At 64.0% G+C, this 23,734-nt stretch carries 25 protein-coding genes and 2 tRNA genes; 13 read left to right on the top strand and 14 right to left on the bottom strand.

Annotated features, from left to right (window positions below; all coding sequences use genetic code 11):
• The first annotated feature begins 1 nt into the window (after position 1).
• Positions 2-1,708, top strand: coding sequence for a Stk1 family PASTA domain-containing Ser/Thr kinase (gene pknB / locus ACXZ1E_RS08915; protein WP_458040176.1), 1,707 nt, complete (start codon positions 2-4; stop codon positions 1,706-1,708).
• A gap of 31 nt (positions 1,709-1,739) precedes the next feature.
• Here pknB and ACXZ1E_RS08910 read toward each other — a convergent pair whose 3' ends face one another.
• From ACXZ1E_RS08910 to ACXZ1E_RS08900, 3 genes are read right to left on the bottom strand one after another with little or no spacing between them, the layout of a single operon-like run.
• Complete coding sequence (locus ACXZ1E_RS08910) at positions 1,740-2,381, bottom strand: anthranilate synthase component II (protein ID WP_458040175.1); 642 nt, start codon at positions 2,379-2,381, stop codon at positions 1,740-1,742.
• On the bottom strand, positions 2,378-2,533 hold the full coding sequence (locus tag ACXZ1E_RS08905) for a hypothetical protein (RefSeq protein ID WP_036296682.1): 156 nt from the start codon (positions 2,531-2,533) through the stop codon (positions 2,378-2,380). The genes ACXZ1E_RS08910 and ACXZ1E_RS08905 overlap by 4 nt, the downstream gene beginning before the upstream one ends.
• Positions 2,533-3,402 (bottom strand): class E sortase, encoded by an 870-nt coding sequence (locus ACXZ1E_RS08900; protein WP_458042904.1) that lies wholly within the window; start codon positions 3,400-3,402, stop codon positions 2,533-2,535. The genes ACXZ1E_RS08905 and ACXZ1E_RS08900 overlap by 1 nt, the downstream gene beginning before the upstream one ends.
• A gap of 60 nt (positions 3,403-3,462) precedes the next feature.
• Here ACXZ1E_RS08900 and ACXZ1E_RS08895 point away from each other — a divergent pair, with 60 nt between their 5' ends.
• Positions 3,463-3,696: a cell division protein CrgA gene (locus ACXZ1E_RS08895; RefSeq protein ID WP_458040174.1), complete on the top strand. Its 234-nt coding sequence runs from the start codon at positions 3,463-3,465 to the stop codon at positions 3,694-3,696.
• 61 nt (positions 3,697-3,757) lie between these two features.
• Here ACXZ1E_RS08895 and ACXZ1E_RS08890 read toward each other — a convergent pair whose 3' ends face one another.
• Both ACXZ1E_RS08890 and ACXZ1E_RS08885 read right to left on the bottom strand, forming a co-directional pair.
• Positions 3,758-4,354 carry a rhomboid family intramembrane serine protease gene (locus ACXZ1E_RS08890; RefSeq protein ID WP_458040173.1) on the bottom strand — a complete coding sequence of 199 codons (597 nt, stop codon included), beginning with the start codon at positions 4,352-4,354 and terminating at the stop codon, positions 3,758-3,760.
• 258 nt (positions 4,355-4,612) lie between these two features.
• Complete coding sequence (locus ACXZ1E_RS08885; RefSeq protein ID WP_458040172.1) at positions 4,613-5,170, bottom strand: peptidylprolyl isomerase; 558 nt, start codon at positions 5,168-5,170, stop codon at positions 4,613-4,615.
• Positions 5,171-5,277: 107 nt separating this feature from the next.
• On the opposite strand from ACXZ1E_RS08885, the gene ACXZ1E_RS08880 reads away from it, so the two are divergent.
• From ACXZ1E_RS08880 to ACXZ1E_RS08865, 4 genes are all read left to right on the top strand, one after another.
• Complete coding sequence (locus ACXZ1E_RS08880) at positions 5,278-5,862, top strand: DNA helicase (RefSeq protein WP_458040171.1); 585 nt, start codon at positions 5,278-5,280, stop codon at positions 5,860-5,862.
• A complete protein-coding gene (locus tag ACXZ1E_RS08875; RefSeq protein ID WP_458040170.1) occupies positions 5,855-6,334 on the top strand; it encodes an aminoacyl-tRNA deacylase in 480 nt (159 codons plus the stop codon). Before ACXZ1E_RS08880 ends, ACXZ1E_RS08875 begins: the two co-directional genes overlap by 8 nt.
• A gap of 237 nt (positions 6,335-6,571) precedes the next feature.
• Entirely contained in the window at positions 6,572-7,777 is a 1,206-nt protein-coding gene (locus ACXZ1E_RS08870; RefSeq protein ID WP_458040169.1) for a DNA cytosine methyltransferase, read from the top strand.
• 1 nt (position 7,778) lies between these two features.
• Positions 7,779-8,714: a NotI family restriction endonuclease gene (locus ACXZ1E_RS08865; protein WP_458040168.1), complete on the top strand. Its 936-nt coding sequence runs from the start codon at positions 7,779-7,781 to the stop codon at positions 8,712-8,714.
• Positions 8,715-8,799: 85 nt separating this feature from the next.
• Here the strand turns inward: ACXZ1E_RS08865 and ACXZ1E_RS08860 are convergent.
• Positions 8,800-8,872: transfer RNA gene (locus tag ACXZ1E_RS08860), tRNA-Ala, on the bottom strand.
• A gap of 11 nt (positions 8,873-8,883) precedes the next feature.
• A tRNA-Ile gene (locus ACXZ1E_RS08855) sits at positions 8,884-8,960 on the bottom strand.
• Between the two features lie 89 nt (positions 8,961-9,049).
• Here ACXZ1E_RS08855 and ACXZ1E_RS08850 point away from each other — a divergent pair.
• Positions 9,050-9,772: a VIT1/CCC1 transporter family protein gene (locus ACXZ1E_RS08850; RefSeq protein ID WP_458040167.1), complete on the top strand. Its 723-nt coding sequence runs from the start codon at positions 9,050-9,052 to the stop codon at positions 9,770-9,772.
• A gap of 1 nt (position 9,773) precedes the next feature.
• Here ACXZ1E_RS08850 and ACXZ1E_RS08845 read toward each other — a convergent pair whose 3' ends face one another.
• From ACXZ1E_RS08845 to dnaA, 7 genes are all read right to left on the bottom strand, one after another.
• Positions 9,774-10,178, bottom strand: a complete 405-nt coding sequence (locus ACXZ1E_RS08845; RefSeq protein WP_458040166.1) for a DUF3566 domain-containing protein — start codon at positions 10,176-10,178, stop codon at positions 9,774-9,776.
• Positions 10,175-12,754 (bottom strand): DNA gyrase subunit A, encoded by a 2,580-nt coding sequence (gene gyrA, locus ACXZ1E_RS08840; protein WP_458040165.1) that lies wholly within the window; start codon positions 12,752-12,754, stop codon positions 10,175-10,177. Before gyrA ends, ACXZ1E_RS08845 begins: the two co-directional genes overlap by 4 nt.
• A gap of 49 nt (positions 12,755-12,803) precedes the next feature.
• Positions 12,804-14,831 (bottom strand): DNA topoisomerase (ATP-hydrolyzing) subunit B, encoded by a 2,028-nt coding sequence (gyrB, locus tag ACXZ1E_RS08835; RefSeq protein ID WP_458040164.1) that lies wholly within the window; start codon positions 14,829-14,831, stop codon positions 12,804-12,806.
• Positions 14,832-14,953: 122 nt separating this feature from the next.
• Positions 14,954-15,445 carry a DUF721 domain-containing protein gene (locus ACXZ1E_RS08830; RefSeq protein WP_458040163.1) on the bottom strand — a complete coding sequence of 164 codons (492 nt, stop codon included), beginning with the start codon at positions 15,443-15,445 and terminating at the stop codon, positions 14,954-14,956.
• Between the two features lie 16 nt (positions 15,446-15,461).
• A complete protein-coding gene (gene recF, locus ACXZ1E_RS08825) occupies positions 15,462-16,640 on the bottom strand; it encodes a DNA replication/repair protein RecF (RefSeq protein ID WP_458040162.1) in 1,179 nt (392 codons plus the stop codon).
• Between the two features lies 1 nt (position 16,641).
• The gene (gene dnaN / locus ACXZ1E_RS08820; protein ID WP_458040161.1) at positions 16,642-17,790 is read right to left on the bottom strand and encodes a DNA polymerase III subunit beta; all 1,149 of its coding nucleotides are present in this window, start codon (positions 17,788-17,790) and stop codon (positions 16,642-16,644) included.
• Between the two features lie 504 nt (positions 17,791-18,294).
• Positions 18,295-19,737 carry a chromosomal replication initiator protein DnaA gene (gene dnaA, locus ACXZ1E_RS08815; RefSeq protein ID WP_458040160.1) on the bottom strand — a complete coding sequence of 481 codons (1,443 nt, stop codon included), beginning with the start codon at positions 19,735-19,737 and terminating at the stop codon, positions 18,295-18,297.
• A 322-nt stretch (positions 19,738-20,059) separates the two neighbouring features.
• Here dnaA and rpmH point away from each other — a divergent pair, with 322 nt between their 5' ends.
• The 6 genes from rpmH to rsmG are packed head-to-tail and all read left to right on the top strand — an operon-like array spanning position 20,060 to position 23,333.
• The gene (gene rpmH / locus ACXZ1E_RS08810) at positions 20,060-20,197 is read left to right on the top strand and encodes a 50S ribosomal protein L34 (RefSeq protein ID WP_081766188.1); all 138 of its coding nucleotides are present in this window, start codon (positions 20,060-20,062) and stop codon (positions 20,195-20,197) included.
• A 9-nt stretch (positions 20,198-20,206) separates the two neighbouring features.
• Positions 20,207-20,539: a ribonuclease P protein component gene (gene rnpA / locus ACXZ1E_RS08805; RefSeq protein WP_458040159.1), complete on the top strand. Its 333-nt coding sequence runs from the start codon at positions 20,207-20,209 to the stop codon at positions 20,537-20,539.
• Between the two features lie 20 nt (positions 20,540-20,559).
• Positions 20,560-20,895, top strand: a complete 336-nt coding sequence (gene yidD / locus ACXZ1E_RS08800; protein ID WP_458040158.1) for a membrane protein insertion efficiency factor YidD — start codon at positions 20,560-20,562, stop codon at positions 20,893-20,895.
• 3 nt (positions 20,896-20,898) lie between these two features.
• A complete protein-coding gene (yidC, locus tag ACXZ1E_RS08795; protein WP_458351929.1) occupies positions 20,899-22,131 on the top strand; it encodes a membrane protein insertase YidC in 1,233 nt (410 codons plus the stop codon).
• A gap of 20 nt (positions 22,132-22,151) precedes the next feature.
• The gene (locus tag ACXZ1E_RS08790) at positions 22,152-22,673 is read left to right on the top strand and encodes a Jag family protein (protein ID WP_458040157.1); all 522 of its coding nucleotides are present in this window, start codon (positions 22,152-22,154) and stop codon (positions 22,671-22,673) included.
• Between the two features lie 18 nt (positions 22,674-22,691).
• A complete protein-coding gene (gene rsmG, locus ACXZ1E_RS08785; protein ID WP_458040156.1) occupies positions 22,692-23,333 on the top strand; it encodes a 16S rRNA (guanine(527)-N(7))-methyltransferase RsmG in 642 nt (213 codons plus the stop codon).
• Positions 23,334-23,734: the final 401 nt, after the last annotated feature.

Here is a 23,734-nt window from a genome sequence, read left to right as displayed (position 1 = left end):
CGTGACGACTGAGCCACGCGTGCTGTCCGGTCGATATCGCATCGACGAGATCGTCGGTCGCGGGGGAATGGCATCGGTCTACCGGGGCTATGACCTGACACTCGGTCGCGCGATTGCGATCAAGATGCTCAAGCGCGAGCTGGCCGACGATGCGGCCTTCCGCACGCGATTCCGCCTCGAGGCTCAAGCGGCATCCCGGATGGCGAATCCCACGATCGTGCGCGTTTTCGATGCCGGAGAAGAAACCGAGCGCGACCCGGATGGCTCGACGCATCCGGTCCCGTACATCGTGATGGAACTCGTCGAGGGTGCCCTTCTGAAGGACGTCATCGACGCCGGGCCGGTGCCCGAAGCCGACGCCGTCCGCTATGTCGACGGAATCCTCGAGGCGCTGGAGTACTCGCACCGCGCCGGTGTCGTACACCGCGACATCAAGCCCGGCAACGTGATGATCACCGACCCAGGTCACGTCAAAGTCATGGACTTCGGCATCGCGCGCGCTGTCTCGGATTCGTCGTCCACCGTCGCGGACACGACCGCGATCCTCGGTACGGCGGCGTATTTCTCTCCCGAGCAGGCAAAGGGCGAGGCCGTAGACGGCCGCGCCGACCTGTACTCGACGGGTGTGGTGCTTTTCGAGCTGCTCACCGGTCGCGCTCCTTTCCGGGGCGAGTCCCCGGTCGCCGTGGCCTACCAGCACGTCAGTGAGACACCGGATGCTCCGTCCGAGCTCAACCCCGACGTCTCGCGCGCCCTCGACGCGGTCGTGCTGCGCGCCCTCGCCAAGGATCCCTTCCAGCGCTACCAATCTGCCGAGCAGTTCCGCGCCGCGCTGGCCGCGGCCGTCGGCGGCGCCGCCCCCAGCAAGCGCCAGCTCGGGGCACTCACCACCGAGCTGTACGGTGCGAACCCTCGCCAGGCCGCCGAAACGGCACGCTCGCTGCGTCAGCTGAGCACCGACGAGACCATGGCCCGCACGCAGAGCGGACCGCCCGCGGCGTGGATCTGGACCGGTGTCGCCGTGCTCGCCGTGGTGATCATCTCGCTCTTCTTCTGGATCGTCACGATCCAGCCGCAGTCGGAAGTCCCCTCCACGGCCCGCGTCGTTCCCCCGGTCGTCGGTCAGACGTACGAGGCAGCCAACAGCGCCCTGGCCGAAGCAGACCTCAACGCGGTCCGCCGCGATGAGGCGAGCGACACAGTCAGTGAGGGTTCAGTTGTGCGGACCGTCCCCGCGGCGGGGGTCGGCGTCACCGAGGGCCAGGACGTGACGGTGTACGTCTCCACGGGTGCAGAGACGACGCTCGTACCGCCTCTCGAGGGGTTGTCCGAGGCAGACGCCCGCGCCGCGATCGAAGCAGCCGGGCTCACGGTCGGGCAGATCAGCTCGCGAAGCGTTCCGGGCAAAGCCGAGGGCACAGTCATCTCGTCGTCGCCCGCCGCGGAAGAGAGCGTCATCGTCCGATCCCCCGTCAATCTGGTGACGGCGACCGGACGTGTGCCGATCATCAACTATGTCGGGTTCACCCTGCAGGCGGCGACCGAGAGCATTCAGGGCCCGAGCGTCGGGCTCACCGCAAGTCGGATCGAGGACCCGAGTTGTCCCGCGACCGATCCCGAGACCGTCACACAACAGTCGATTGCGCCGGGCGAAGCGGCGGTCGGTTCAACGATCGCCCTCACCGTCTGCACCGCCCCCGCACCGTAGCGTTCGGCCGGCTGGTCGAACAGACGAGTCGTTAGGCAGATCCGACAAGCGGATGCTTGCCCTCTGCCGCGGCGAGAGCCTCGGGCATGCCCGCCTCGGCGAGCCAGTTCGCGAGCAGGCGGTGGCCACCCTCGGTGAGCACACTCTCGGGGTGGAACTGAACGCCGCGCAGAGGCGCCCCACGATGTTCGAGCGCCATGATGACGCCGCCATCGGTTCGGGCGGTCACGCGGAGTTGTGAGGGGAGTGAATCCTCCGTCACCGCGAGCGAGTGATACCGCGTCGCCGTGAACGGTGCCGTGATGCCCTCGAACAGCCCGGTGCCGTCGTGCACGACGCTCGAGGTCTTGCCGTGCATCAGCTCGGCGGCCGTGGACACGACGCCACCGAAGGCCTCGGCGATGGCCTGATGCCCGAGACAGACACCGAGCAGGGGAATCCGCATCCCTTCGGCGGTGCGGACGATCTCGATGGAGGCGCCGGCCTCGCCTGGTGACCCCGGTCCCGGCGAGAGCAGAACTGCGTCGTGCTCGCCCAAGATCTGCCGACCGGATCCGACCGGGATATCCCGACTCCGCACGACCTCAACCCCCGCGCCGAGCTGGACGAGGTAGTCGGCGAGCGTGAAGACGAAGCTGTCGTCGTTGTCGACGACCAGCACCCGGAAGGTCACTGGACCGTGACCTCTTCGGGTGTGATCCAGACCGCGACGACGGGGAAGACGTAGAAGAACAGGGCGTACACAATCGCCGCGGCAGCCACGAGTAGAATCAGCGTCCGAATCCACCACGGACCCGGCAGTACACGCCAGAGTGCGCCGTACATCAGGACACCACCGCCCCGGGAACACCCTCGGGAGGCCCGTCGGCACGGGGCCGGAAGGATTCGAAAAGGGAGTACGCGATGATGCGCTCGGCGATCGTGTTCTTGGGTGAACAGCTCGTCATGGTCAGGTAACGCCCACCCGCGCCCGTGAGCGTGTTCTGCGGGACAGGAGCCAGCACGTTTACCGCCGAGGGCCGAACGTACTCGAGCGTGCGGAAGCGGTACGTGTACCAGCCGTCCTGGGTCTCGATGATGATCGAATCGCCGACACGCAGCTCGTCGATCGCGTAGAACGGCGCCCCACCGAAACCGGTGCGGTGAGCGGCGACGGCGAAGTTGCCGACCTCGCCCGGCATCTGCGTTCCCGGATAGTGCCCGATTCCGATCGTGTCGAGGGTGCGAGCCCGCGAGACGCCGCCACCGATGCGGGCGGCAAAGTCCGCGCCGAAGCGGGGGACGTACATGATGCCGAACACCTCGCCATCGCCAGGTTCGGGCGCGATCACGGGCGCGATCACGGGTTCGACCGGCGCGGCGGGCGCGGCGGGCGCGGCGGGCTCTTCGGGGGCCGCCGACGCAGACGGATTCGGGTCCGCGATCGGTGGCGAGTCCTGCCATTCCTCGGCGAGTGCTAGCGCATCGGCCCTGTTCTGGGCCGATGCGATCTGATCGCCGATCCACATCTGCCACCCCACGAACAGCAACACGAAGACGCCGGCCGTCAGAAGCAATTCGCCGGCGACTCCGATGACGGAGATTTTTCGCCCGCGGCGGGCGCGACTTCGCCGCGTGTCCGAAGCTTCGGGGCTCATCGCCGCCTCCGGGCGCGTCGGCTCATCAGCTGCTCGCTGTTCCCCCGGTTCGCGCATATCCACGCGCCGATCTTAGGCCACCGTGCTGTGTGCGGGCTCCCCGCTAGAATGGCTGTCATGTCCCGATCTGACGACGTCGACCCCGGCGCGCCCCGTCGCGACGTCGACGCCCCCAATCCCGTTTGGTTCCTGCCGGTCATGATCGGCTTCATGCTCCTAGGCCTCGCCTGGGTTCTCGTCTTCTACCTGAGCAACGGCACGCTGCCCGTTCCGGGTATCGGCGCATGGAACCTGACCATCGGCTTCGGCATCGCTCTCATCGGTTTTTTGATGACGACGCGTTGGCGCTGAGAGCACTACTTACACGCGTGTAATTCTCCACACCTGTGCAGAACCCTGTGGACAACGGCTCTCAGCCGATGATCGCGGGCACCGCGCAGAGCGCCAAGAGCACCGCGGCGAGCCCGGCGAGCAGTCCGTACTGCAACCCGCGCTGATCGGCACGACGGGTCCGTGCGAAGATCAGTCCCGCGAGCGCTCCGGCGGCTAGCCCGCCGACGTGCGCCTGCCACGAGATCGAAAAGCCCGGCAAGAACCCGACTACCAGGTTGATGCCGACGATGATCAGGATGCCGGTGATGTTGGCGCCGATGTGTCGGCCGATCACGAGCAGCGCTCCGAGCAATCCAAACACGGCGCCCGACGCTCCGATCACGGACGTGAAAGGCGCGAGCAGTGCGACCGCGACCGAACCCGCCAGACCCGACAGCAGGTAGAGCAGCAGGAATCGGATGTGGCCGAGCAGTGGCTCAAGGCTTCGGCCGATCATCCAGACGGCCAACATATTGAGCCCGACGTGCCAGAGCCCGGAGTGAGCCAGCATGTCGGTGAACACTCTCCACGGCTGGAAGAATCCGAGTGAAGGATCGAGGTAGGCGCTGTTGAATAGGAACAGGCCCGTCAGGTCGAGGCCGGGGATGTAGTCGAGCACGAACAGAGCGACAGTCACCCCGACGATCCAGTACGTCACCAATGGACGACCGCTGATCGCGCGCACAGAGGCGCGCGCACGTCGGACTGCCGGCGGCGTATTCGCGCGCTGCTCTTTCATGCATTCGGGGCAGATGACCCCGACCGCTCCCTGTGTCTGGCACTCGGGGCAGATGGTGCGCAAACAGCGCTGACAGAGCACGTAGCTCCGGCGATCGGGATGCCGGTAGCAGAAGTCCTCGGGATTACGTGCCCCGTCAGCGCTCACGCGAGTGCGTCAGACCGTGACGATGTCGACCGACTGCAGCACGACGGGCTCGATCGGCCGGTCGCCGCCCGCGGTGGGAACGGCGCCGATGGCGTCGACCACGGCGCGCGAGGCGTCTTCCGCGACCTCACCGAAGATCGTGTGCTTGCCCTGCAGCCACGGGGTCGGGTCGGTCGTGATGAAGAACTGCGAGCCGTTCGTGCCTTCGGCCTTGCCCGTGATTGCGTTGCGGCGCAGCCCGGCGTTCGCCATCGCCAGGATGTACGGCGCGTTGAAGTTCAGCTCGGGGCTGATCTCGTCGTCGAAGTTGTAGCCCGGTCCTCCGGTACCCATCCCGAGCGGGTCGCCGCCCTGGATCATGAAACCGGGGATGATGCGGTGGAAGACCACATCCGTGTAGAGGGCGCCTTCGCCGGGCTTGCCCGTGGCGGGGTCGGTCCATTCGCCGGTTCCGTCGGAGAGCCCGATGAAGTTGCGAACCGTGCGGGGAGCGTGGTCACCGTAAAGGTTGACGACAATGTCGCCGTGGTTGGTGTGGAGTGTGGCGACAGCGGTGTGATGCGGCATTGATCCATTCTGGCATAGGAGTTTGCCGCGAACTCTGGCCTGACCGGCTCACCGTGGCAAGATGGGGAGGGGCGCATCGTCGTCCCCCGACGAATAAGGAGGCAGCCGTGAGCCTGAGTCGTAAGCGCAAGAAAGAGCTCCGCAAGCTGCAGGATTCCGCCAACAAGGTGTGGCAGACGCAGCAGGTACTCGTAGGAGAGGCCGCGGGCATCGCCCGCGAAGCCGGCCGTCAGCTCGGCCACTACTCACGCGAGCAGGTCGGCCCCGCCGTCCAGTCGACGTACGAACACCGCGTCGCCCCCATCGTCGACAAGAGCGCGAAGGTCAGTCGCGACGTCCTCGAGCACCGGGTCGTCCCGGCCGTCGGCGGCGTCGTTGGTGGGGCCCTCTCGGTCTGGGACGCGGCCAACGACACCCGATCCCGCCTGGCGAGCGGTCGCGGGTTCGCCCTCCCGGACGCCCGCAGCTTCGGCAAGAAGGCAGATTCGTACAGCAAGAAGGCCACCAAGGCCATGTCGAAGAAGCTGGCCGTGCTCGAGCCCAAGAAGCCCGGCATGAGCACCGGCAGTGTTATCGCGGTCGTTCTCGGCGTGATTGCCGCCGCCGGTGTGCTGTACGCCGCGTGGCAGACGCTGCGTGCCGACGACGAGCTCTGGGTTGCTGACGACCCCCTTCGCTCCCCCGATGAGTGACCCGGATGCCGCCACCGCACGTGTGCGCTCGGCGGCATCCGATCTGGGTCTCGATATCGAGATCCGTGAGCGACCGGAAGCGGGCAGCCTCGATGAGGCTGCCCGCTTGCTCGGCATTGAGCCACGAAACATCGTCAAGACCCTCGTCGTGAAACGCAGCGACGACACCTACCTCTTCGCCTTGATCCCCGGGGATCGGCAGATCGCGTGGGCGAAGCTGCGCGGCGTCGTGGGTGTGAACAAGCTACAAATGCCCGATCCAGAACGGGCACTCGCTGCGACCGGATATGAACGCGGGACGATCGTTCCCCTCGGGAGCTCGACCGCTTGGCCCGTGTACGCCGACGACACGATCTCGGGGCGTGTGGCACTCGGAGCCGGCGCTCACGGCTACAGCGTTTTTGCCGACTCGGACGCGCTTTTCGCTGCGCTCGGGGCTACGGTGGCCGACATTTCACAGCCGATCGGCTGATGCAGCAGGCGGAGAATGCCACACGCTCCACGTCGGACACATTACTTCCGATCGGAAACAGTGCAGACTGCAGTTCAGTACCCTGAATGGACGGATAGTCACGTCAATGTCGGTCCTGCCCAGTAAGTTAGCCGTACTGGTTTGGCCAGGATCTCATCCCCAAAGGTGGACACGCTCTAGACGTTACGCCTCACGAGATCTTTGGCCCGTACTCTCAAGTAACGAAGGGGATCACGCATGTCCGAACTCACGATGGTCGACCTTTTCGCTGGGGCCGGAGGGCTCTCGGAGGGTCTGAGCGAAGCAGGTTTTCATACACTGTATGCGAACGAGTTGATCCCTACTTATGCTGCGACGTTTGCCCTCAATCATCCTGAAGCGACAGTGGACAGCCGCGACATCCGCGCCGTCGACGCGGGCCGGATCCGCAAATCGCTCGGCCTGAAAAAGGGGGAGCTCGACCTGATGGCAGGTGGACCGCCGTGCCAAGGTTTTTCCATCAACGCACCCACTCGCTCTACTGATGATCGTCGAAACCATCTGTTCAAGGAGTACTTGAGGTTTGTCGAAGAGTTCGAACCCCGGGCCGTCCTGATCGAGAACGTTCCCGGCCTTGTTTCATTCGAAGGCGGCGCTACGCTCGCGGCTATTCTCGAATCACTCAAAGACCTGGGCTACCAAGCGGACGTTCAGATACTGTACGCGCCGCACTACGGAGTCCCGCAGATGAGGTGGCGCACTGTCGTTCTTGCGCTGCGCGACGGAACCGAGGCGATCACTGCATTCCCCGACCCGGTTCGGCACGCGCCCATGCGGGTCAACTTCACATCTCGCTTCGATGGGCGCAACATCGTCGCACTTGCGAAATCAGTCGAGTTGCCCTCTTTCACTTCGGTTCGACAGGCTATCGACGATCTGCCGGTGCTGTCGAACGGCGAAGCGGGCGAAGCGATCAAGCCGTACCGGACGGACGCAACCAACGACTACCAGCGAGCGCTGCGCGGAGGAAGCGATGGAGTCCACAATCACGAAGCGGCGAGGCTGACGAGGATCAATCTGGATCGACTCGCGCACATCCCACAGGGGGGCAACTGGACGGATATTCCGTTCGAGCTGCTGCCGAAGGGGATGAAGGACGCACGCCGTTCTGACCACACCAAACGCTACGGGCGAGTTCACCCCGATGGGCTCGCATCGACCATTCTTACGAAATGCGACCCGCACTGGGGGGCGTATTTCCACTATGAGCAAGACCGTGCGTTCACTGTGCGCGAGGCCGCTCGTATCCAGTCATTTCCCGACACCTATCGCTTCACCGGATCTCGAGTAGACCAGTACGAGCAGGTGGGGAATGCGGTGCCGCCGCTCTTGGCCGTGGCGGTCGGGCAGTCTGTGTCGGCAGCACTCGGCGTGAATCGCGCAGAACTACACCGGGCGGTGTGATTTGGCTGGAACGGTCTACGAAATATTTGGTTATCGCGCCGGAGACCGTTCAGCCGAGGCCGCCGCCGCCGCACACCGTCTTCATTGTCCTTTCCTTGGCGAGCGTTGCGAGAAAACTCTCAGCGACGGACTCGTTTCCGGTGCATGTTCCATTAAGCCAGTCACCTCCGCCCCTGTTATCTGCTGCCCAATCCGTCTGTACGCGGATGACTACAGGATCCTTCGGGACGTAGCCGACCGCGCGTTTACCCCCGGTCTCCCACTGAGTCCCGGTCGGAAGGCGGTCTCGGATGCGCGGGAGGCAGGCCAGGCAACCGTGGCTGTGTTTGGAAAGCGGTGGGGTGGGGAGCTCCGCCTACCGCAGAAGGACGGGATTAATTCGTACTTCGTTGATTGGATCCTTGCTCTACTGGATGGAGAGGGAACCCTCGTTGAGTTCGTCGCGATCGAGGTCCAGACGATCGACACCACCGGTAACTATCGGGCTAGCCGCGCGGCTTTGCTCACCGACGAGCGGGACATCGCCCAGTCGTCGGTCGGGCTCAACTGGGAGAACGTCAACAAGCGGATCCTTCCGCAGCTGATCTACAAGGGGCAGATTCTCCAGCGCGAGGAACTCTGCCGTAAGGGCTTGTTCTTCGTATGCCCGACCCCGGTGTACGACCGCATCATGCGCCGGCTGGGCGGCGCAGACGGCCTGGTGCGCTACGCGCTTCAGCCTGCGTCAATCACCTTCCTGGCCTACGACCTGGACATATTCGTGCCCGTCAACGACGGAACGCCGCTGCCACTCAAGCCTGACAGGGAGCGCTCGACCACGGTCTACAAGGTTCAGGAGGCTTTCAACAACGTGACCTTGCCTGACGAAAACGTCTACATGACGGCGATCGAGACTGCACTCGATTCTGGCTCTTCGACGATACTTCCGTTCGTCTAACGCAACGCGGAACTCAGATCATCGATCCACGTCAGACCTTGTCGAAATGAAAGAAATCTGAGGCGCTGACTCGCTGCCAACTATGTGGAGCCTAGGAGAATCGAACTCCTGACATCCTGCTTGCAAAGCAGGCGCTCTACCAACTGAGCTAAGGCCCCGCGGGACGGATTGGTGGGGCTACCAGGACTTGAACCTGGGACCTCTTCATTATCAGTGAAGCGCTCTAACCGCCTGAGCTATAGCCCCGCAACCTCCAAGACTTTACCCGACCCACGCGCTTGGCGCGAATCGCGGGTGGCATTGTCGTTTGCGTGTCGAAGCGATTGACTGAGGCCATGACAGATGAGGCAGCCGGTCACGTCGGCGAAGCACACGCGGGCGGTATCGGCCAGCGCCTCAATTGGCTGCGTGCCGGAGTCCTCGGCGCCAATGACGGCATCATCTCGGTCGCCTCGCTCGTGGTGGGTGTCGCCGGTGCCACAACCGATTCATCCGCTCTCCTCGTCGCCGGAATCGCGGGCCTCGTCGGTGGAGCGATCTCGATGGCGCTCGGCGAGTACGTCTCGGTGAGCAGTCAGCGAGACAGTGAGCGGGCGCTGATCGCAAAAGAATCGGCCGAGCTGCGCGACATGCCGGAGGAGGAGTTCGAAGAACTCGTGGGGCTCTATCGTTCGCGGGGGATCACGGATCAGACTGCCCGGCAAGTGGCGCGAGAACTGACCAACCACGATGCCCTCGCGGCGCACCTGGAGATCGAACTACACCTCGATCAGGACGACCTCGTGAGCCCGTGGCAGGCCGCACTGTCGTCCGCGGTCGCCTTCACCGTAGGAGCATTGCTCCCGCTTCTGGCGATTCTGCTGCCACCCGTCGGCTGGCGCGTGCCGGTGACGTTTGCGGCCGTCCTCGTCGCCCTCGTCGTAACGGGCTGGATATCTGCCGCCCTGGGCGGGTCCAAGCGCGGCAGAGCGATCGTGCGACTCGTCGTCGGTGGATCGCTTGCCCTCGCGGTGACCTGGCTGATCGGATCCTTGCTGGGAACGACGGGAGCCGTCTGAATCAGTTCGAGGTGAATCCGACGAGCAAGCCACCCGTGATCTTGACCGCGAGGTTGTAGATACCCGCGACCACCGCGCCCAGCACCGTGACGACGATCAGGTTGAGGATCGCAACCACGGCGGCGAAAGCCATGACCTGCGGCAGACCTACGAGATCGGAGATCCCGACGCCGTTCTCGGAGAAGCTCTGGAAGAACTCATCGAACTGTCCGATCAGGCCCGTCGTCTGCACGACCATGAAGATCAGGAAGAACGACACCACGGTCACGATGGCGATCGCGACCGCAGCGAGGAACGACAGCTTCACGGCAGACCAGAAGTCGATGTAGACGAGTCGCAGACGGACCTGTTTGGAGCTTCCCTGTCGGCTCGACTTCTTGGCCAGCTTGTCGGCAACGGTGCTCATGCGTCAGAACTCTCTTCCGTGGGCGTAACGGGTGTCGACTCCGCGATATCGGTGGGGATGGGTTCGACCGGCTGCTCCACGTCGACGCTCCTCTCCCCGTTACGGGCGATCGCGATGATCCGGTCGTCGTCGCCAGGACGCGCGAACACGACTCCCATCGTGTTGCGACCCTTGGCAGGCACCTCGGCCACGGAGGAGCGTACCACCTTGCCGCTGGCAAGAACCACCAAGACCTCGTCATCCTCGCCGACGATCAAGCCGCCCGCGAGCACACCCCGATCGTCGCTCAACTTGGCTACCTTGATGCCGAGTCCGCCGCGTGATTGACCGCGATATTCGGCGACCGCGGTGCGCTTGGCATAGCCCCCGTCGGTCACGACGAAGACGTAGTGACCGGCAGCTCCGCCGTTCTGCGGGGCGACACTCGCCGACAACAGACTGTCGTCCCCGCGGAACGACATGCCCTTGACCCCGGCGGTCGAGCGGCCCATGGGTCGCAGTGCATCGTCATCCGCGGTGAATCGCAATGACATGCCGTGACGCGAGATGAGCAAAATGTCGTCGTCCGCCTCGACCAACAGGGCGCTCTCGAGCTCGTCTCCCTCGCGCAGGCTGATCGCGATGATGCCACCCTGGCGGTTCGTGTCGTACTCGGTCAGACGCGTCTTCTTCACCAGCCCACCGCGCGTGGCCAGCACCAGGTGGGTCGCGACGCTGTAGTCGCGGATGTCGAGCACCTGCGCGATTTCTTCGCCCGGCTGCAGCGCCAACAGGTTGGCGACGTGCTGACCCTTTGCGTCGCGTCCGGCCTCGGGGAGCTCGTACGCTTTGGCCCGATACACGCGGCCGCGGTTCGTGAAGAACAGCAGCCAGTGGTGGGTCGTGGTGACGAAGAAGTGCTCGACGACATCGTCTGCGCGCAACTGCGCACCCTTGACACCCTTGCCACCGCGATGCTGCGCGCGATAGTTGTCGCTGCGCGTGCGCTTGATGTATCCGTCGCGCGTGACGGTGACCACCATCTCCTCTTCGGGGATGAGGTCTTCCATCGACATATCGCCATCGAAGCCCATCAGGATTTCGGTGCGACGGTCGTCGCCGTGCTTCGCGACGATCTCCGTGAGTTCATCGCGGACGATCGTGCGCTGACGCACGGGGCTGGCCAGGATGTCCTGGAAGTCGACGATCTGCGCGGTGATCTTCTCGGCCTCGTCGATGATCGCTTGGCGCTCGAGCGCGGCGAGGCGTCGCAGCTGAAGCTCGAGGATCGCACGAGCCTGCAGATCGTCGATGTCGAGGAGTTTCTGCAGCCCCACACGCGCGTCGTCGGCCGATGGCGAACGACGGATGAGTGCGATGACCTCGTCGAGCGCGTCGAGCGCCTTGAGGTACGCGCGCAGGATATGCATGCGCTCTTCGGCCTTGCGCAGGCGATAGGTCGTGCGGCGGACGATGACCTCGATCTGGTGCGAGATCCAGAGCGAGACGAACGCGTCGAGCGAGAGCGTGCGCGGCACGCCGTCGACGATCGCGAGCATGTTCGCGCCGAAGTTCTCCTGCAGCTGCGTGTGCTTGTAGAGGTTGTTCAGCACGACCTTCGCGACCGCGTCGCGCTTGAGCACGATGACGAGACGCTGACCGGTGCGGCCAGAGGTCTCGTCGCGGATGTCGGCGATGCCTGAGATCTTGCCGTCGCGGGCCAGGTCGCGGATCTTGATCGCCAGGTTGTCGGGGTTCACCTGGTACGGCAGCTCGGTGATGACCAGGCACGTACGGCCCTGGATCTCTTCGACCGAGACGACGGCGCGCATCGTGATCGACCCGCGTCCTGTGCGGTACGCCTCGTGGATGCCTCGGACACCCAGAATCTGCGCGCCGGTCGGGAAGTCGGGTCCGTGTACCCGCTGAATCAGGGCTTCGAGCAGCTCTTCGCGCGACGCATCCGGATTCTCGAGCGACCACAGCACACCATCGGCGACCTCACGGAGGTTGTGTGGCGGGATGTTGGTCGCCATGCCGACCGCGATGCCCACGGAACCGTTGACCAGCAGGTTCGGGAAGCGCGCGGGCAGAACCGTCGGTTCTTGCGTGCGACCGTCGTAATTATCGGTGAAGTCGACGGTCTCTTCTTCGATGTCGCGCACCATCTCGAGCGCGAGCGTCGCCATCTTGGTCTCGGTGTACCGAGGGGCGGCCGCACCCATGTTGCCGGGCGAGCCGAAGTTGCCCTGACCGTCGGCGAGCGGGTAGCGCAGCGACCACGGCTGGACGAGACGCACGAGCGCATCGTAGATCGGCGAGTCACCGTGCGGGTGGTACTGGCCCATGACCTCGCCCACGACGCGGGCGCACTTCGAGAAGCCCTTGTCGGGACGGAAGCCGCCGTCGTACATGCCGTAGATCACACGACGGTGCACGGGCTTTAGTCCATCGCGCACGTCGGGCAACGCACGCCCGACGATGACGGCCATCGCGTAGTCGAGATAGCTGCGCTGCATCTCGGACTGCAGGTCGACCTGGTCGATTCGTCCGTGATCGTGCGCGGGCGTGGCGTCGGGGCGGTCTTCGTCAGTCATGGCGTCTTCTCTTCGTGTGCGTCAGGTTCGTCGGGATCCGGTGTCGGACCTAGATGTCGAGGAAACGGACATCCTTAGCGTTCCGCTGAATGAACGTGCGCCGGGATTCGACGTCCTCGCCCATCAGGGTCGAGAAGATCTCGTCGGCGGCCGCGGCATCCTCGATCGTCACCTGCAGGAGCGTGCGGGTCTGGGGGTCCATCGTGGTCTCCCAGAGCTCCTTGTCATTCATCTCACCGAGACCCTTGTAGCGCTGGATCGCGTTGTCCTTCGGGATCCGCTTGCCCGCGGCAAGGCCGGCGGTCAGCAACGCGTCACGTTCACGGTCGCTGTAGACGTACTCGTGCGCCGAGTTCGACCACTTCAGGCGATACAACGGCGGCTGCGCGAGATAGACGTAACCCGCCTCGATGAGTCCACGCATGTAGCGGAACAACAGGGTCAGCAGCAGCGTCGTGATGTGCTGACCGTCCACATCGGCATCGGCCATCAAAACGACCTTGTGATACCGGGACTTGCCGATGTCGAACTCTTCGCCGATACCCGTGCCGAAGGCCTGGATCATCGCCTGGATCTCGTTATTGCCGAGAGCACGGTCGATACGCGCGCGTTCGACGTTCAGGATCTTTCCCCGGAGCGCGAGGATCGCCTGCGTGTGCGGGTCGCGTCCCTGGACGGCGGAACCGCCGGCTGAGTCACCCTCCACCAGGAAGATCTCGCTGATCGAGGGATCCTTGCTCGTGCAATCCTTCAGCTTGTCGGGCATCGAGGCCGACTCGAACACGCTCTTGCGTCGCGCGGTCTCGCGGGCCTTGCGAGCGGCAAGTCGCGCGGTGGCGGCGTCGATCGCCTTGCGGATGATGTTCTTCGCCTGCGTCGGGTTGCGGTCGAACCAATCGCCGAGCTGGTCGCCGACGACCTTCTGGACGAATGCCTTCGCCTCGGTGTTACCGAGCTTGGTCTTCGTCTGACCCTCGAACTGCGGCTCGGAGAGCTTGACCGAGATGACGGCGGTGAGACCCTCGCGGACGTCATCGCCCGACAGGTTCTCGTCCTTCTCCTTGAGAAGGTTGTTCGCTCGGGCGTACTTGTTCACGAGCGTTGTCAGAGCGGCGCGGAAACCCTCTTCGTGCGTACCGCCCTCATGCGTGTTGATGGTGTTCGCATAGGTGAAGACGTTCTCGGTGTAGCTCGTCGTCCACTGCATCGCCATCTCCATGGCGATCTTCTTATCCGGGGCCTCGGACTCGAAGTCGATGATGACATCGTTGACCGCTTCGGCCTTGCGCGCCCTGTTGAGGTACTCGACGTAGTCGACGAGGCCGCGCTCGTAGAGGAAGCTATCGGTCGGCTGCTGCAGAACCAGCTGTCCCTCGACCTCTTCGTCGTATGCCTTTTCGGGACGCTCGTCGTGCAGGTCGATACGCAGGCCCTTGTTCAGGAACGCCATCTGCTGGAACCGGGTGCGGAGAGTGTCGTAATCGAAGTCGACCGTCTCGAAAATGGTCTCGTCCGGCCAGAACGTGATCGTCGTTCCTGTTTCGGAGCTCTCTTCCGCGCGTTCGAGTGGAGCCTTGGGCACGCCACCCCCGCCATAGGACTGCCGCCAGACATAGCCCTGACGGCGAACTTCAACCTCGAGGCGCGACGAAAGCGCGTTGACGACGGACGATCCGACACCGTGCAGACCGCCGGACACCGCGTATCCGCCTCCGCCGAACTTGCCACCCGCGTGCAGAACGGTCAGGACGACCTCGACGGTCGACTTTCCTTCGGTGCGGTGGATATCGACGGGGATGCCTCGACCGTTGTCGATCACGCGGACCGCACCGTCGGGCAGGATCGTGACGTCGATCGTGTCGCAGTAACCGGCCAATGCCTCGTCGACGGAGTTGTCGACGATCTCGTACACCAGGTGATGCAGACCTCGAGGACCCGTCGAACCGATATACATGCCGGGGCGCTTGCGTACCGCTTCGAGCCCTTCGAGGACCTGAATCTCGTCCGCGCCGTACGCGTGAGGTTCGGGGGCGGTGTTGCTGCCGGATTGAGCGCCATCGAATGAGTCAGAAGTCATAGAGAAGAAGCGCTCCAAATAGGGAAAGTCGTCGGTTCCAGTCTATCGGAGCGAGGACCGATATTTCGCATCACACGCCTCTCTCCGGGGAGGAAATCACCTACGGCACCCCAAATGCTCATTCAGCCGTAGGTATCGCGAGGACCGCGCCCTGGAATAGTCCTGGGGCCCCATTTCCACGAGGGAACGTCCGGCCCCACAAAGCGGACCGCTGTGATACCCGCGTCGGGGTGCTCGCGGATGATGCGCGTGAGGATGTCGGCGCGCAGACTCGAGAGCTGCCGTGCCCATGCCGTCGAATCACACTGAACCGTCATGATTCCGCCCTCGAGCGAGACAGGGCGAGCGTGTTCCGCGGTCTGAGAACCGGCGACATCCGCCCAGCGACGCAGCACGTCCTCGCTCGCCAGGTGCGTATTCCACCCGGCCTCGCGGGTGAGGTCGGCCATGACATCCCCGAGACCGTGCGGATCGCGTCCCGGCGCGAACGGGACGTTCTCGCCCTCGGCATCCCGGAACCTGCGACGCTTCCGCGACCGAGGCGCCGCGATCCCTCGCAGCCGCAGATACGTCGCGACCGTCAGTGAAGGAGCATCGACCGTCTCCTCCGCCACTGCGGGAGATTCGTCCTCAGACACCGGGTGCCTCGTCCGGCTTACCGGAGGGCTCGGGAACGATGCGCCCGTTCTCGATCCGGACCGTCCGTCGTCGAAGGGCCTCGGGGACGTCCTCCCACACCGCCGCTGTCACGATGACCTGTTCGAACTGAGCCGTGAGGTCCGACAGTCGGGCGCGCCGCTGAGCATCGAGCTCTGCAAAAACGTCATCGAGGATCAGCACAGGATCTCCGCTGCGCGACTCGGCGCGCAGGAGCTGTGCCGATGCAAGCCGCAGGGCGAGCGCGACCGACCACGACTCCCCGTGCGACGCGTAACCCTTGACCGGCAGACCGCGGATACTCAGACGGAGGTCGTCGCGATGCGGCCCCACCAGCGTGAGCCCTCGCTCCAACTCAGCGGTGCGTTTCTGGGCCAACGCCTCGCGGAAGAGTTCCGCTGTTGCCCCGATCGGCGCCGCGCTTCCGGCTTCGTCGCCGTCTTCGGGGTCCGCGCCGCGGACCGACAGAGCCCACTCGAGCTCCGGGTGGTGATCTTCGCCGGCAATTGCGGCATAGGCCGCCTCGATCGGTGCCGCGAGTTCGTTCGCAAGAACCTGACGCGCGTCGATGATCTCCGAGCCGAGCGCGACGAGCTTGTCATCCCAGACCTCCAGGGTCGAGAGCGCGTCCCCACGGATGCCTCGGGCCCGCGCGGACTTCAGGAGAGCCCCCCGCTGCCGCAGGACCCGGTCGTAGTCCGAAAGGACCCCGGCCATCCTCGGGGAACGCTGCACGAGCAGTTGGTCCGCGAATCGGCGTCGGGCCGAAGGATCTCCGCGCACGATGCCCAAGTCTTCCGGGGCGAAGACGACGACCTGCGCATAGCGCGGAAGTTCGGCCGGGCGAACATCGACGCCGTTCACCCGCGCTCGATTGCGTCCGGTCCGATTCAGCTGAGCCTCGAGCTGGACGCTGCGCTCGGCGTGCGCGACACGGATCCGCAAAATGGCGGATTCTGCGCCCGCTCGAACGAGTGCCTGGTCGCCCGAGACGCGGTGCGAACCCAGGGTGGCGACGTAAGCGATCGCCTCGGCAAGGTTGGTCTTGCCCTGTCCGTTCCGACCGACGAACAAATTGGGTCCCGCGACCAGTGCAACATCCGCGCTCGCGTAGTTGCGGAAATCGACCAGGCTGACGTGCTCGACGATCACGTCAGCGCAGCAGCAGATTCGGTTGCAGGAGGTACTTGAAGGTGTCGGCTCCCGCTTTGTCGACCGACGTCTGACTTGTGATCAGCACCGGGCTCAACTTGTTGGCGTTATCGGACGACGTGAACGTGATGCGGACGAACTCACTGCGTACCGCCGTCAGCGCCTCGAGAAGGTACTGCGGGTTGAGACCGAGAACGACATCTTCACCGTCGAGGTGCGCGTCGACCGACTCGGATGCCCGCGCCTGATCGCCACCCGAAGCATCCATCGTCACGCCTTCCGACGAGAACGTGAACCGGAGAGGAGCAGAACGGTCGAGCACGATCTGCATGCGCCGCACGGCTTCCATGAGTTCGCCCGTGTTGACCACGGCGTGGTGCGCATTTTGGTCCGGGAAGAGCCGACGAACGGGCGGGAAGTTCCCCTTGATGAGCAGAGAGGTGACAGTACGGTCACCCGACGAGAACGCGATGATCTCGCGATCCCCCGAGCCCGAGAAGGCGATGCGGATGTCGCCGCCATGCGCAAAGGTCTTGCCCACTTCCTGCAGGGTGCGTGCCGGAACGAGCGCGGACGCCTCGCCTTCCAGCGCTGCAGCACCATCCCACGGGATTTCACGCAATGCGACGCGGTATCGGTCGGTCGCGACGAGGCTCAGTGTCGTTCCCGAGACTTCGAGCTGCACACCCGTCAGCACCGGAGTCACATCATCACGTGAGGCGGCGAATGCGACCTGAGCGATGGCGGTCGCGAAGTCCTCGGCCGGTACAAGTCCCGGCTCGGCGGTAACTTCGGGAATCGCGGGGTACTCCTGGACCGGCATGCCGGGAAGGGTGAAGCGTGCCGAACCACAACTCAGGACGATTCCGCCGTCTTCGTCGACGACGACCTGGATCGGTGCGCTGGGGAGGCGGTTCGCGATCTCCGACAGCAGACGACCGTGAACGAGGATCGTGCCCGGACTGTCGACGGTCGCCTCGATGACCGTGCGCGCGGAGGCCTCGTAGTCGAACGCGGACAGGGAGAGACCCTCAGGACCGGCCTCGATCAGGACTCCGGCCAGGATCGGCTGAGGGTTGCGCTGCGGGAGCAGCTTCACGACGAAAGAGACCGCGTCGCTGAAGACATCGCGATTCACGTGGAACTTCACGGTCACTCCTTTGTCCTGTGGAGGTTTGTCCTGTGGAGGTTTGTCCTGTGGAGGTTTTGTCGTCCCAGGTCTGGGCTTACCCATGCTAGTGCCGGGTCATCGATGTCGTGAGTCGTCGTTCGTTCCACAGCCTGCGCCGTAAAGGTGAGGGGAATCGATCTCTCAGAAGAAGAAGTAGTTGATGGTGTTAACGCCTGTGGATCATGTGGATAACTCGGGCGTTGCCTGTCGAGAGTACGGAACTACACGCGTGTGAGTTGTGGACGAGCTGCGGATGCCCGGGTTTACGCGGGAGCGGTGCTTGCTCGTCTTTCACGGACTCTCCACAGGCGAACGCCAAGAGTGCACAAACTGGACGTATTCCGAGAGGCTTATCCACAGGTTATCCACACTGTGAAAACGGCATCTTGGCCGGTCGGATCGTGGTGTGTCAAGCGCGAACTTCGGCATATATGGCAGCACGAAGCGTGACCGACGAGGCATCCGTCGGTCACATCGCGTGTCTCAGCGGCCGGCGCGACCGATGATCGTCGTGATCTCGGTGACCTGGTTGTACAGCGAGCGACGTTCCTTCATCAGGTCGCTGATCTTCTTGTAGGCGTACATGACCGTGGTGTGGTCACGGTTGCCGAAGAGCTGGCCGATCTTGGGTAGCGAGAGGCTCGTCCGCTCGCGGCACAGATACATCGCGATCTGCCGGGCGGTTGCGACTGCTTGCGAGCGGCTCGAGCCGTACAGGTCGTCGACGGAAAGCTTGAAGTACTGCGCGGTCGCCGTGATGATGTCCGTCGGCGAGACGACGTTCGCGTCGTCCTGGTCGACGATGTCGCGCAGAACGGTCTGAGCCAGTTGCACGTCGAGGGAGGAGCGGTTCAGGTTGGCGAATGCCGAGACGCGGATGAGCGCGCCCTCGAGTTCTCGGATGTTGCTCGACACCTTCGTGGCGATGTACTCGAGGACGTCGTCTGGCACTTGCAGGCGCTCACTCTGAGCCTTCTTACGCAGGATGGCTTCGCGCGTTTCCAGGTCGGGTGCCTGCACGTCAGTGATGAGACCCCACTCGAACCGGCTGCGCATCCGGTCTTCGAACCCGGTGAGGTGCTTCGGCGGCAGGTCACTGGTGATGACGACCTGTTTGTCGTGGTCGTGCAGCGTGTTGAACGTGTGGAAGAAGGCTTCCTGGGTCTCGGCTCGGCCCTGCAAGAACTGGATGTCATCGATGAGCAGGATGTCGACGTCGCGGTATCGGGCCTGGAATGCCGAACCTCGGTTGTTGGCGATCGAGTTGATGAAGTCGTTCGTGAATTCTTCGCTCGAGACATAGCGAACACGAATGCCCGTATAGAGGTTGAGGGCGTAGTCGCCGATCGCGTGCAAGAGGTGGGTCTTACCGAGGCCGGACTCCCCATAGATGAAGAGCGGGTTGTAAGCCTTCGCCGGTGCTTCGGCGACGGCGACGGCGGCCGCGTGGGCGAATCGGTTGGACTGTCCGATCACGAAATTGTCGAAGGTGTACTTGGGGTTCAGACGAGTGTCGTTGCGCGAGGCGGAAGCGGGAGTCTCGGGCGGGGCGTCGACGTAGGACCGTAACCCTGACTGAACCGGGGCGGGGGCCGGTGCGTCCGGTGTGGTCTGTGCGGCGGGGCTGGAGCGGGGAACGACGTGGGCCTCGGCGAGATCGGGGTTCACGACAACCCGGAATGTCACGGCGCCGGATGGGTGATCGATACGAGAGAGCGCCTCGAGGATGGAGGGGCGCATCCTCTTACTGAACTGCGCGGCCGTCAGATCATTGGGAACGTCGAGGTACAACGTTCCCGCCATGACTCCCTGGGGGACGGCGAGGCTCAAGAAACCATAGAGCTGTGGGGTGATCCGGTCGTCCTCTGTGAGGGAGTCGAGCACGGCCGCCCAGATCGAGATGTCTGGAACATCGTGCTGTGACATGGGTCCCCCGGGATTCGCGGCTATCTGTCAGCAACCTTGTTCGGGGGCGAAAGTGCCATCTCCGAACCTGTGGATAACTGTCGCGCCCACGCTAGCCAGGCGGTGCGGCGGAGCAAAATCCACTGTAGGACCTGGCGGCGTGTCGGTGCCACGTCCGAGTTCGACGGGTAGGGATAATGCCCCGCGATCGCGCCCGGTTTGTGACCTGCTCCCGAAGGACGTATTCTTACCAGGTTGACTTGTGCCCTTGCGGCATCCTTCTTCCGCCTAGCATCGTCTCCGGTCGCCTCGTCCCGGCGACTCGTCTCCCGGAGTGACTCTTATGACCAAGCGTACTTTCCAGCCCAACAACCGTCGTCGCGCCAAGAAGCATGGCTTCCGCGCTCGTATGCGTACCCGTGCGGGACGTGCCATCCTTTCGGCGCGTCGCACCAAGGGTCGCACCACCGTCTCGGCCTGACCCGTCCCGGTGCTCTCCCGAGCGAATCGTCTCACCCGCGGTGTCGAATATCGATCCGTCGTCCGTCGGGGCACTCGCTGCGCCGGGGCACACACGGTGACGCACGTCATGGCGCGATCAGATGACGACGTGCGCTTTGGGTTCATTGTTTCCAAGGCCGTCGGTAATGCGGTCGTGCGGAACACGGTGCGCCGTCGATTGAAGGCCGTGTGCCATGAAGCTCTCGCTGAGCTCGATCCCGGTCGGGACGTCGTGATCCGTGCTTTGAATCCCTCGGCCGGTGCTGATTTCGCGACGTTGCGAGCTGAAGTACTGCGTTGCCTGCGACGAGGTCGGGCATGAGTGCCCCATTACCTACGGCGATGACCGGTAATGGTCATCTCGATGTGGCTCACGGTTGGCGCGCCACCTGTCTGGTCCCTCGTAATGCCGCGATTGCCGCACTGATCGCGTATCGCGCGACGATTTCTCCGATTTACGGGGATGTCTGTAAGTACTACCCCACGTGCTCGGCCTATGCCGTCGGTGCCATCCAGCAGTACGGCGTCGTCCGTGGTTCGGTCATGGCCGCCACTCGATTGGCACGATGCCACCCGTGGGCGCAAGGTGGCATCGATGATGTCCGCCCGCGCACTGACTTCCGGGACGCGCTGACCCTCCACGGGTTCGTCGTCCCGTCGCCCCGAAGAAAGGACTGATCCGTGCCGGATCTCATCGGAATCGTCCTCTGGCCACTCAAATGGGTGGTCGAGCTGATCCTCGTCGCATGGCATTGGGTGTGGACCTCTCTGGGGTTCGGCGCTGCGGATGGCATCACCTGGGTGCTGTCGATCGTCGGGCTGGTGATCGTTGTCCGAGCAGCCTTGATCCCCCTCTTCGTGAGGCAGATCAAGAGCCAGCGAAAGATGATGGAAATCGCTCCTGAACTGCGAAAAGTTCAAGAGAAGTACAAGGGCAAGCGAGATCAGCTGTCCCGCGAGGCGATGAGTCGCGAGACCATGGCCCTGTACAAGAAACATGGCACGACACCGGTCTCGAGCTGTCTTCCGCTCCTGGTTCAGATGCCGATCTTCTTCTCGCTCTATTCCGTGCTGTCGTCCATCGGCACGCATGTGGACGAGGGTGTCGGTGGCGTGGGTGTTCTGACCTCCGAGCTGACCCAGCAGTTCTTCGACGCGAAACTGTTCGGCGTCGCTTCCCTTCACGACACTCTCGCCGGTGCGTGGGAGACACGTCCGGAGGGCTGGGAAGCCACCGTCGGAATCCTGGTCGTTCTCGTGATCCTCATGATCGCGTCGCAGTTCTTCACGCAGCTGCAGATCATCTCGAAGAACCTGTCGCCCGAGGCCAAGTCGGGCCAGGCGTATCAGATGCAGAAGATCATGCTCTACATCCTTCCCCTGGCGTTCATCTTCTCGGGTGTCTTCTTCCCGCTCGGTGTTGTCATCTACTGGTTCACGAGCAACATCTGGACCATGGTTCAGCAGTTCATCGTCATCCGCGAGATGCCCACACCCGGGTCCGATGCGGCCAAGGCGCGGGAAGAGCGCTTGGCTCGCAAGGGCAAGGCAATCAACTCCGAGGGCAAGATCGTCTCGATGGAGCGCTACGTCGAGGAGCAGGCTCGCCTGCTGGCCGAGGCGGAAAAGAAGAAGGCCGTGGCCCCCAAGCGCCAACAGCCGGTGGGTAAGCAGCGTGCAAAGAAGCAGACGCGCCCGGGTACGCCGGGCACGGCATCCACTCCCCCGGCGCCGTCCGCTTCCCATGCGGCACCGGCTTCCGCCGGGGCAACGGTGGGTGGATCACCCACCGGCTCGGCGTCCGAAAATGCGAATGTGGCGGACGAGTCCTCGTCGCTGACGCCGCCCCCGGTAGGAGGACAGGCCGGTTCTTCCGCGAAGAACGCCAAACAGAACCCCAAGAAGCGCCGTTGACGGCGCGAGGAGCTCACGACATGACGACTACATCTGACGCACAGATTCCCCAGGAATCCGCTCCCGAAGAGCCGGCTTCGCTTGCCCATCTCGAGCAGGAGGGCGATGTGGCGGCCGATTACATCGAGGAGCTGCTCGACATCGCGGACATCGACGGCGACATCGAGCTCGATGTCCGCGCAGGTCGCGCATATGTCTCCGTGGAAGCACCGGAGGGCGGCACCACTCTGTCGGTGCTGTCCGACCCCGAGACCGTCCGTTCCCTTCAGGAACTGACCCGCTTGGCCGTGCAGAACAAGACGGGTCGCTTCTCCCGTCTCATCCTGGATGTCGGCGGGTCGCGCGACACACGTCAGGGCGAGCTCGAGCAGTTGGTGAGTCGCGCCATTGAGCGCCTCGAGGAGGGTGCCGGACAGGCATCCCTCCCGCCGATGTCGAGCTATGAGCGGAAGCTCATTCACGACATCGTGGCTGATCGTGGTTTCGTCTCCGAGTCGTATGGCGAAGGAGCCGACCGGCACACCGTCATCCGTCGTTCCTGATCCGTTTCACGTGAAACGGTGAGTGACGTAGAAGCTGAGCCGACGGCCGCCACTGAGATATTCGGCGATCGCATGGAACTTGCTCGTTTGTTCGCGGCGCAGCTCGCAGAGCACGGTGAGCAGCGCGGACTCATTGGTCCGCTCGAGCCGCCACGCCTGTGGTCACGACACATCCTGAACAGTGCGGTCATCGGCGGCGCGTTTGACGCTGAGACTCGAGTCGCAGACATCGGGTCGGGTGCGGGGCTACCGGGAATCGTTTTGGCGATCGCTCGGCCGGATGTCGCGTGGACTCTGATCGAGCCCATGGAGCGTCGCGTGGCGTGGCTCGACGAGCAGGTCGAGCTGTTGGGACTTGAGAATGTCGACGTGGTGCGGGCGCGCGCCGAGGACTTTCCCGCGAAGGCCGGCTTCGACGCGGTGACGGCGCGAGCGGTGTCCGCGCTACGGACGCTGATTCCTCTCACCGCTCCCCTGGTCGCTTCGGGTGGCCAGCTTGTGTTGATGAAGGGCGCCTCGGTCCGGTCGGAGATCTCCGCCGCTGAGAAGCAGATCCGACGCTTTCGCATCAGTGAGCCGCGCGTCGAGTTGTGGGGTGAGGGTCTCCTGGACCAGCCGACCACGGTTTTCCGCGCGAGGGTGGGCTCTGCCGCGCATTAGTGGCCTGTGACGTTTCACGTGAAACACGACGTCGCGGGTGTCGCGATCGGAGCCACTCGCCCCGGTGGTGGCGTTTCATGCGCTGCGCTTGCGCGACGAACATGCGTGTGGCAGATCCGATGACGGGGGCGGCGTTTCACGTGAAACGGAGCGGCGGCAACATTCTGTTTCGCACCGCTCGACCCGTGCAAGCTGTGTCGGTCACCGCTGGTGGCGCAGGGGGTCGTACGCCCGATTCGATCCGATCCCATCCGTGTCGTAAGTGTCTGTCGTCCTGCTTTCGTCTCGCATCGCTCTGACGTTGGAGTACGGCGGACAAACTCCCCCAAAAACATCGACACGCCGCGTTTCACGTGAAACGCCGTGCGACCAGGGATGACGTTCATGAGGGAAGTCTCATG

Source organism: Pacificispira sp. HM-600 (assembly GCF_977993705.1).
The sequence above is the reverse complement of the archived record's forward strand: the minus strand, read 5'-3'. Positions and strand labels throughout refer to the sequence as shown.

Excerpts from the sequence above, each read along its gene's own strand:
- ACXZ1E_RS08905 (WP_036296682.1), bottom strand. The coding sequence starts at position 2,533 with ATGTACGGCGCACTCTGGCGTGTACTGCCGGGTCCGTGGTGGATTCGG.
- ACXZ1E_RS08900 (WP_458042904.1), bottom strand. The coding sequence starts at position 3,402 with ATGCGCGAACCGGGGGAACAGCGAGCAGCTGATGAGCCGACGCGCCCG.
- ACXZ1E_RS08895 (WP_458040174.1), top strand. The coding sequence starts at position 3,463 with ATGTCCCGATCTGACGACGTCGACCCCGGCGCGCCCCGTCGCGACGTC.
- ACXZ1E_RS08885 (WP_458040172.1), bottom strand. The coding sequence starts at position 5,170 with ATGCCGCATCACACCGCTGTCGCCACACTCCACACCAACCACGGCGAC.
- ACXZ1E_RS08875 (WP_458040170.1), top strand. The coding sequence starts at position 5,855 with ATGAGTGACCCGGATGCCGCCACCGCACGTGTGCGCTCGGCGGCATCC.
- ACXZ1E_RS08870 (WP_458040169.1), top strand. The coding sequence starts at position 6,572 with ATGTCCGAACTCACGATGGTCGACCTTTTCGCTGGGGCCGGAGGGCTC.
- ACXZ1E_RS08850 (WP_458040167.1), top strand. The coding sequence starts at position 9,050 with ATGACAGATGAGGCAGCCGGTCACGTCGGCGAAGCACACGCGGGCGGT.
- ACXZ1E_RS08845 (WP_458040166.1), bottom strand. The coding sequence starts at position 10,178 with ATGAGCACCGTTGCCGACAAGCTGGCCAAGAAGTCGAGCCGACAGGGA.
- gyrA (WP_458040165.1), bottom strand. The coding sequence starts at position 12,754 with ATGACTGACGAAGACCGCCCCGACGCCACGCCCGCGCACGATCACGGA.
- gyrB (WP_458040164.1), bottom strand. The coding sequence starts at position 14,831 with ATGACTTCTGACTCATTCGATGGCGCTCAATCCGGCAGCAACACCGCC.
- dnaA (WP_458040160.1), bottom strand. The coding sequence starts at position 19,737 with ATGTCACAGCACGATGTTCCAGACATCTCGATCTGGGCGGCCGTGCTC.
- rpmH (WP_081766188.1), top strand. The coding sequence starts at position 20,060 with ATGACCAAGCGTACTTTCCAGCCCAACAACCGTCGTCGCGCCAAGAAG.
- yidD (WP_458040158.1), top strand. The coding sequence starts at position 20,560 with ATGACCGGTAATGGTCATCTCGATGTGGCTCACGGTTGGCGCGCCACC.
- ACXZ1E_RS08790 (WP_458040157.1), top strand. The coding sequence starts at position 22,152 with ATGACGACTACATCTGACGCACAGATTCCCCAGGAATCCGCTCCCGAA.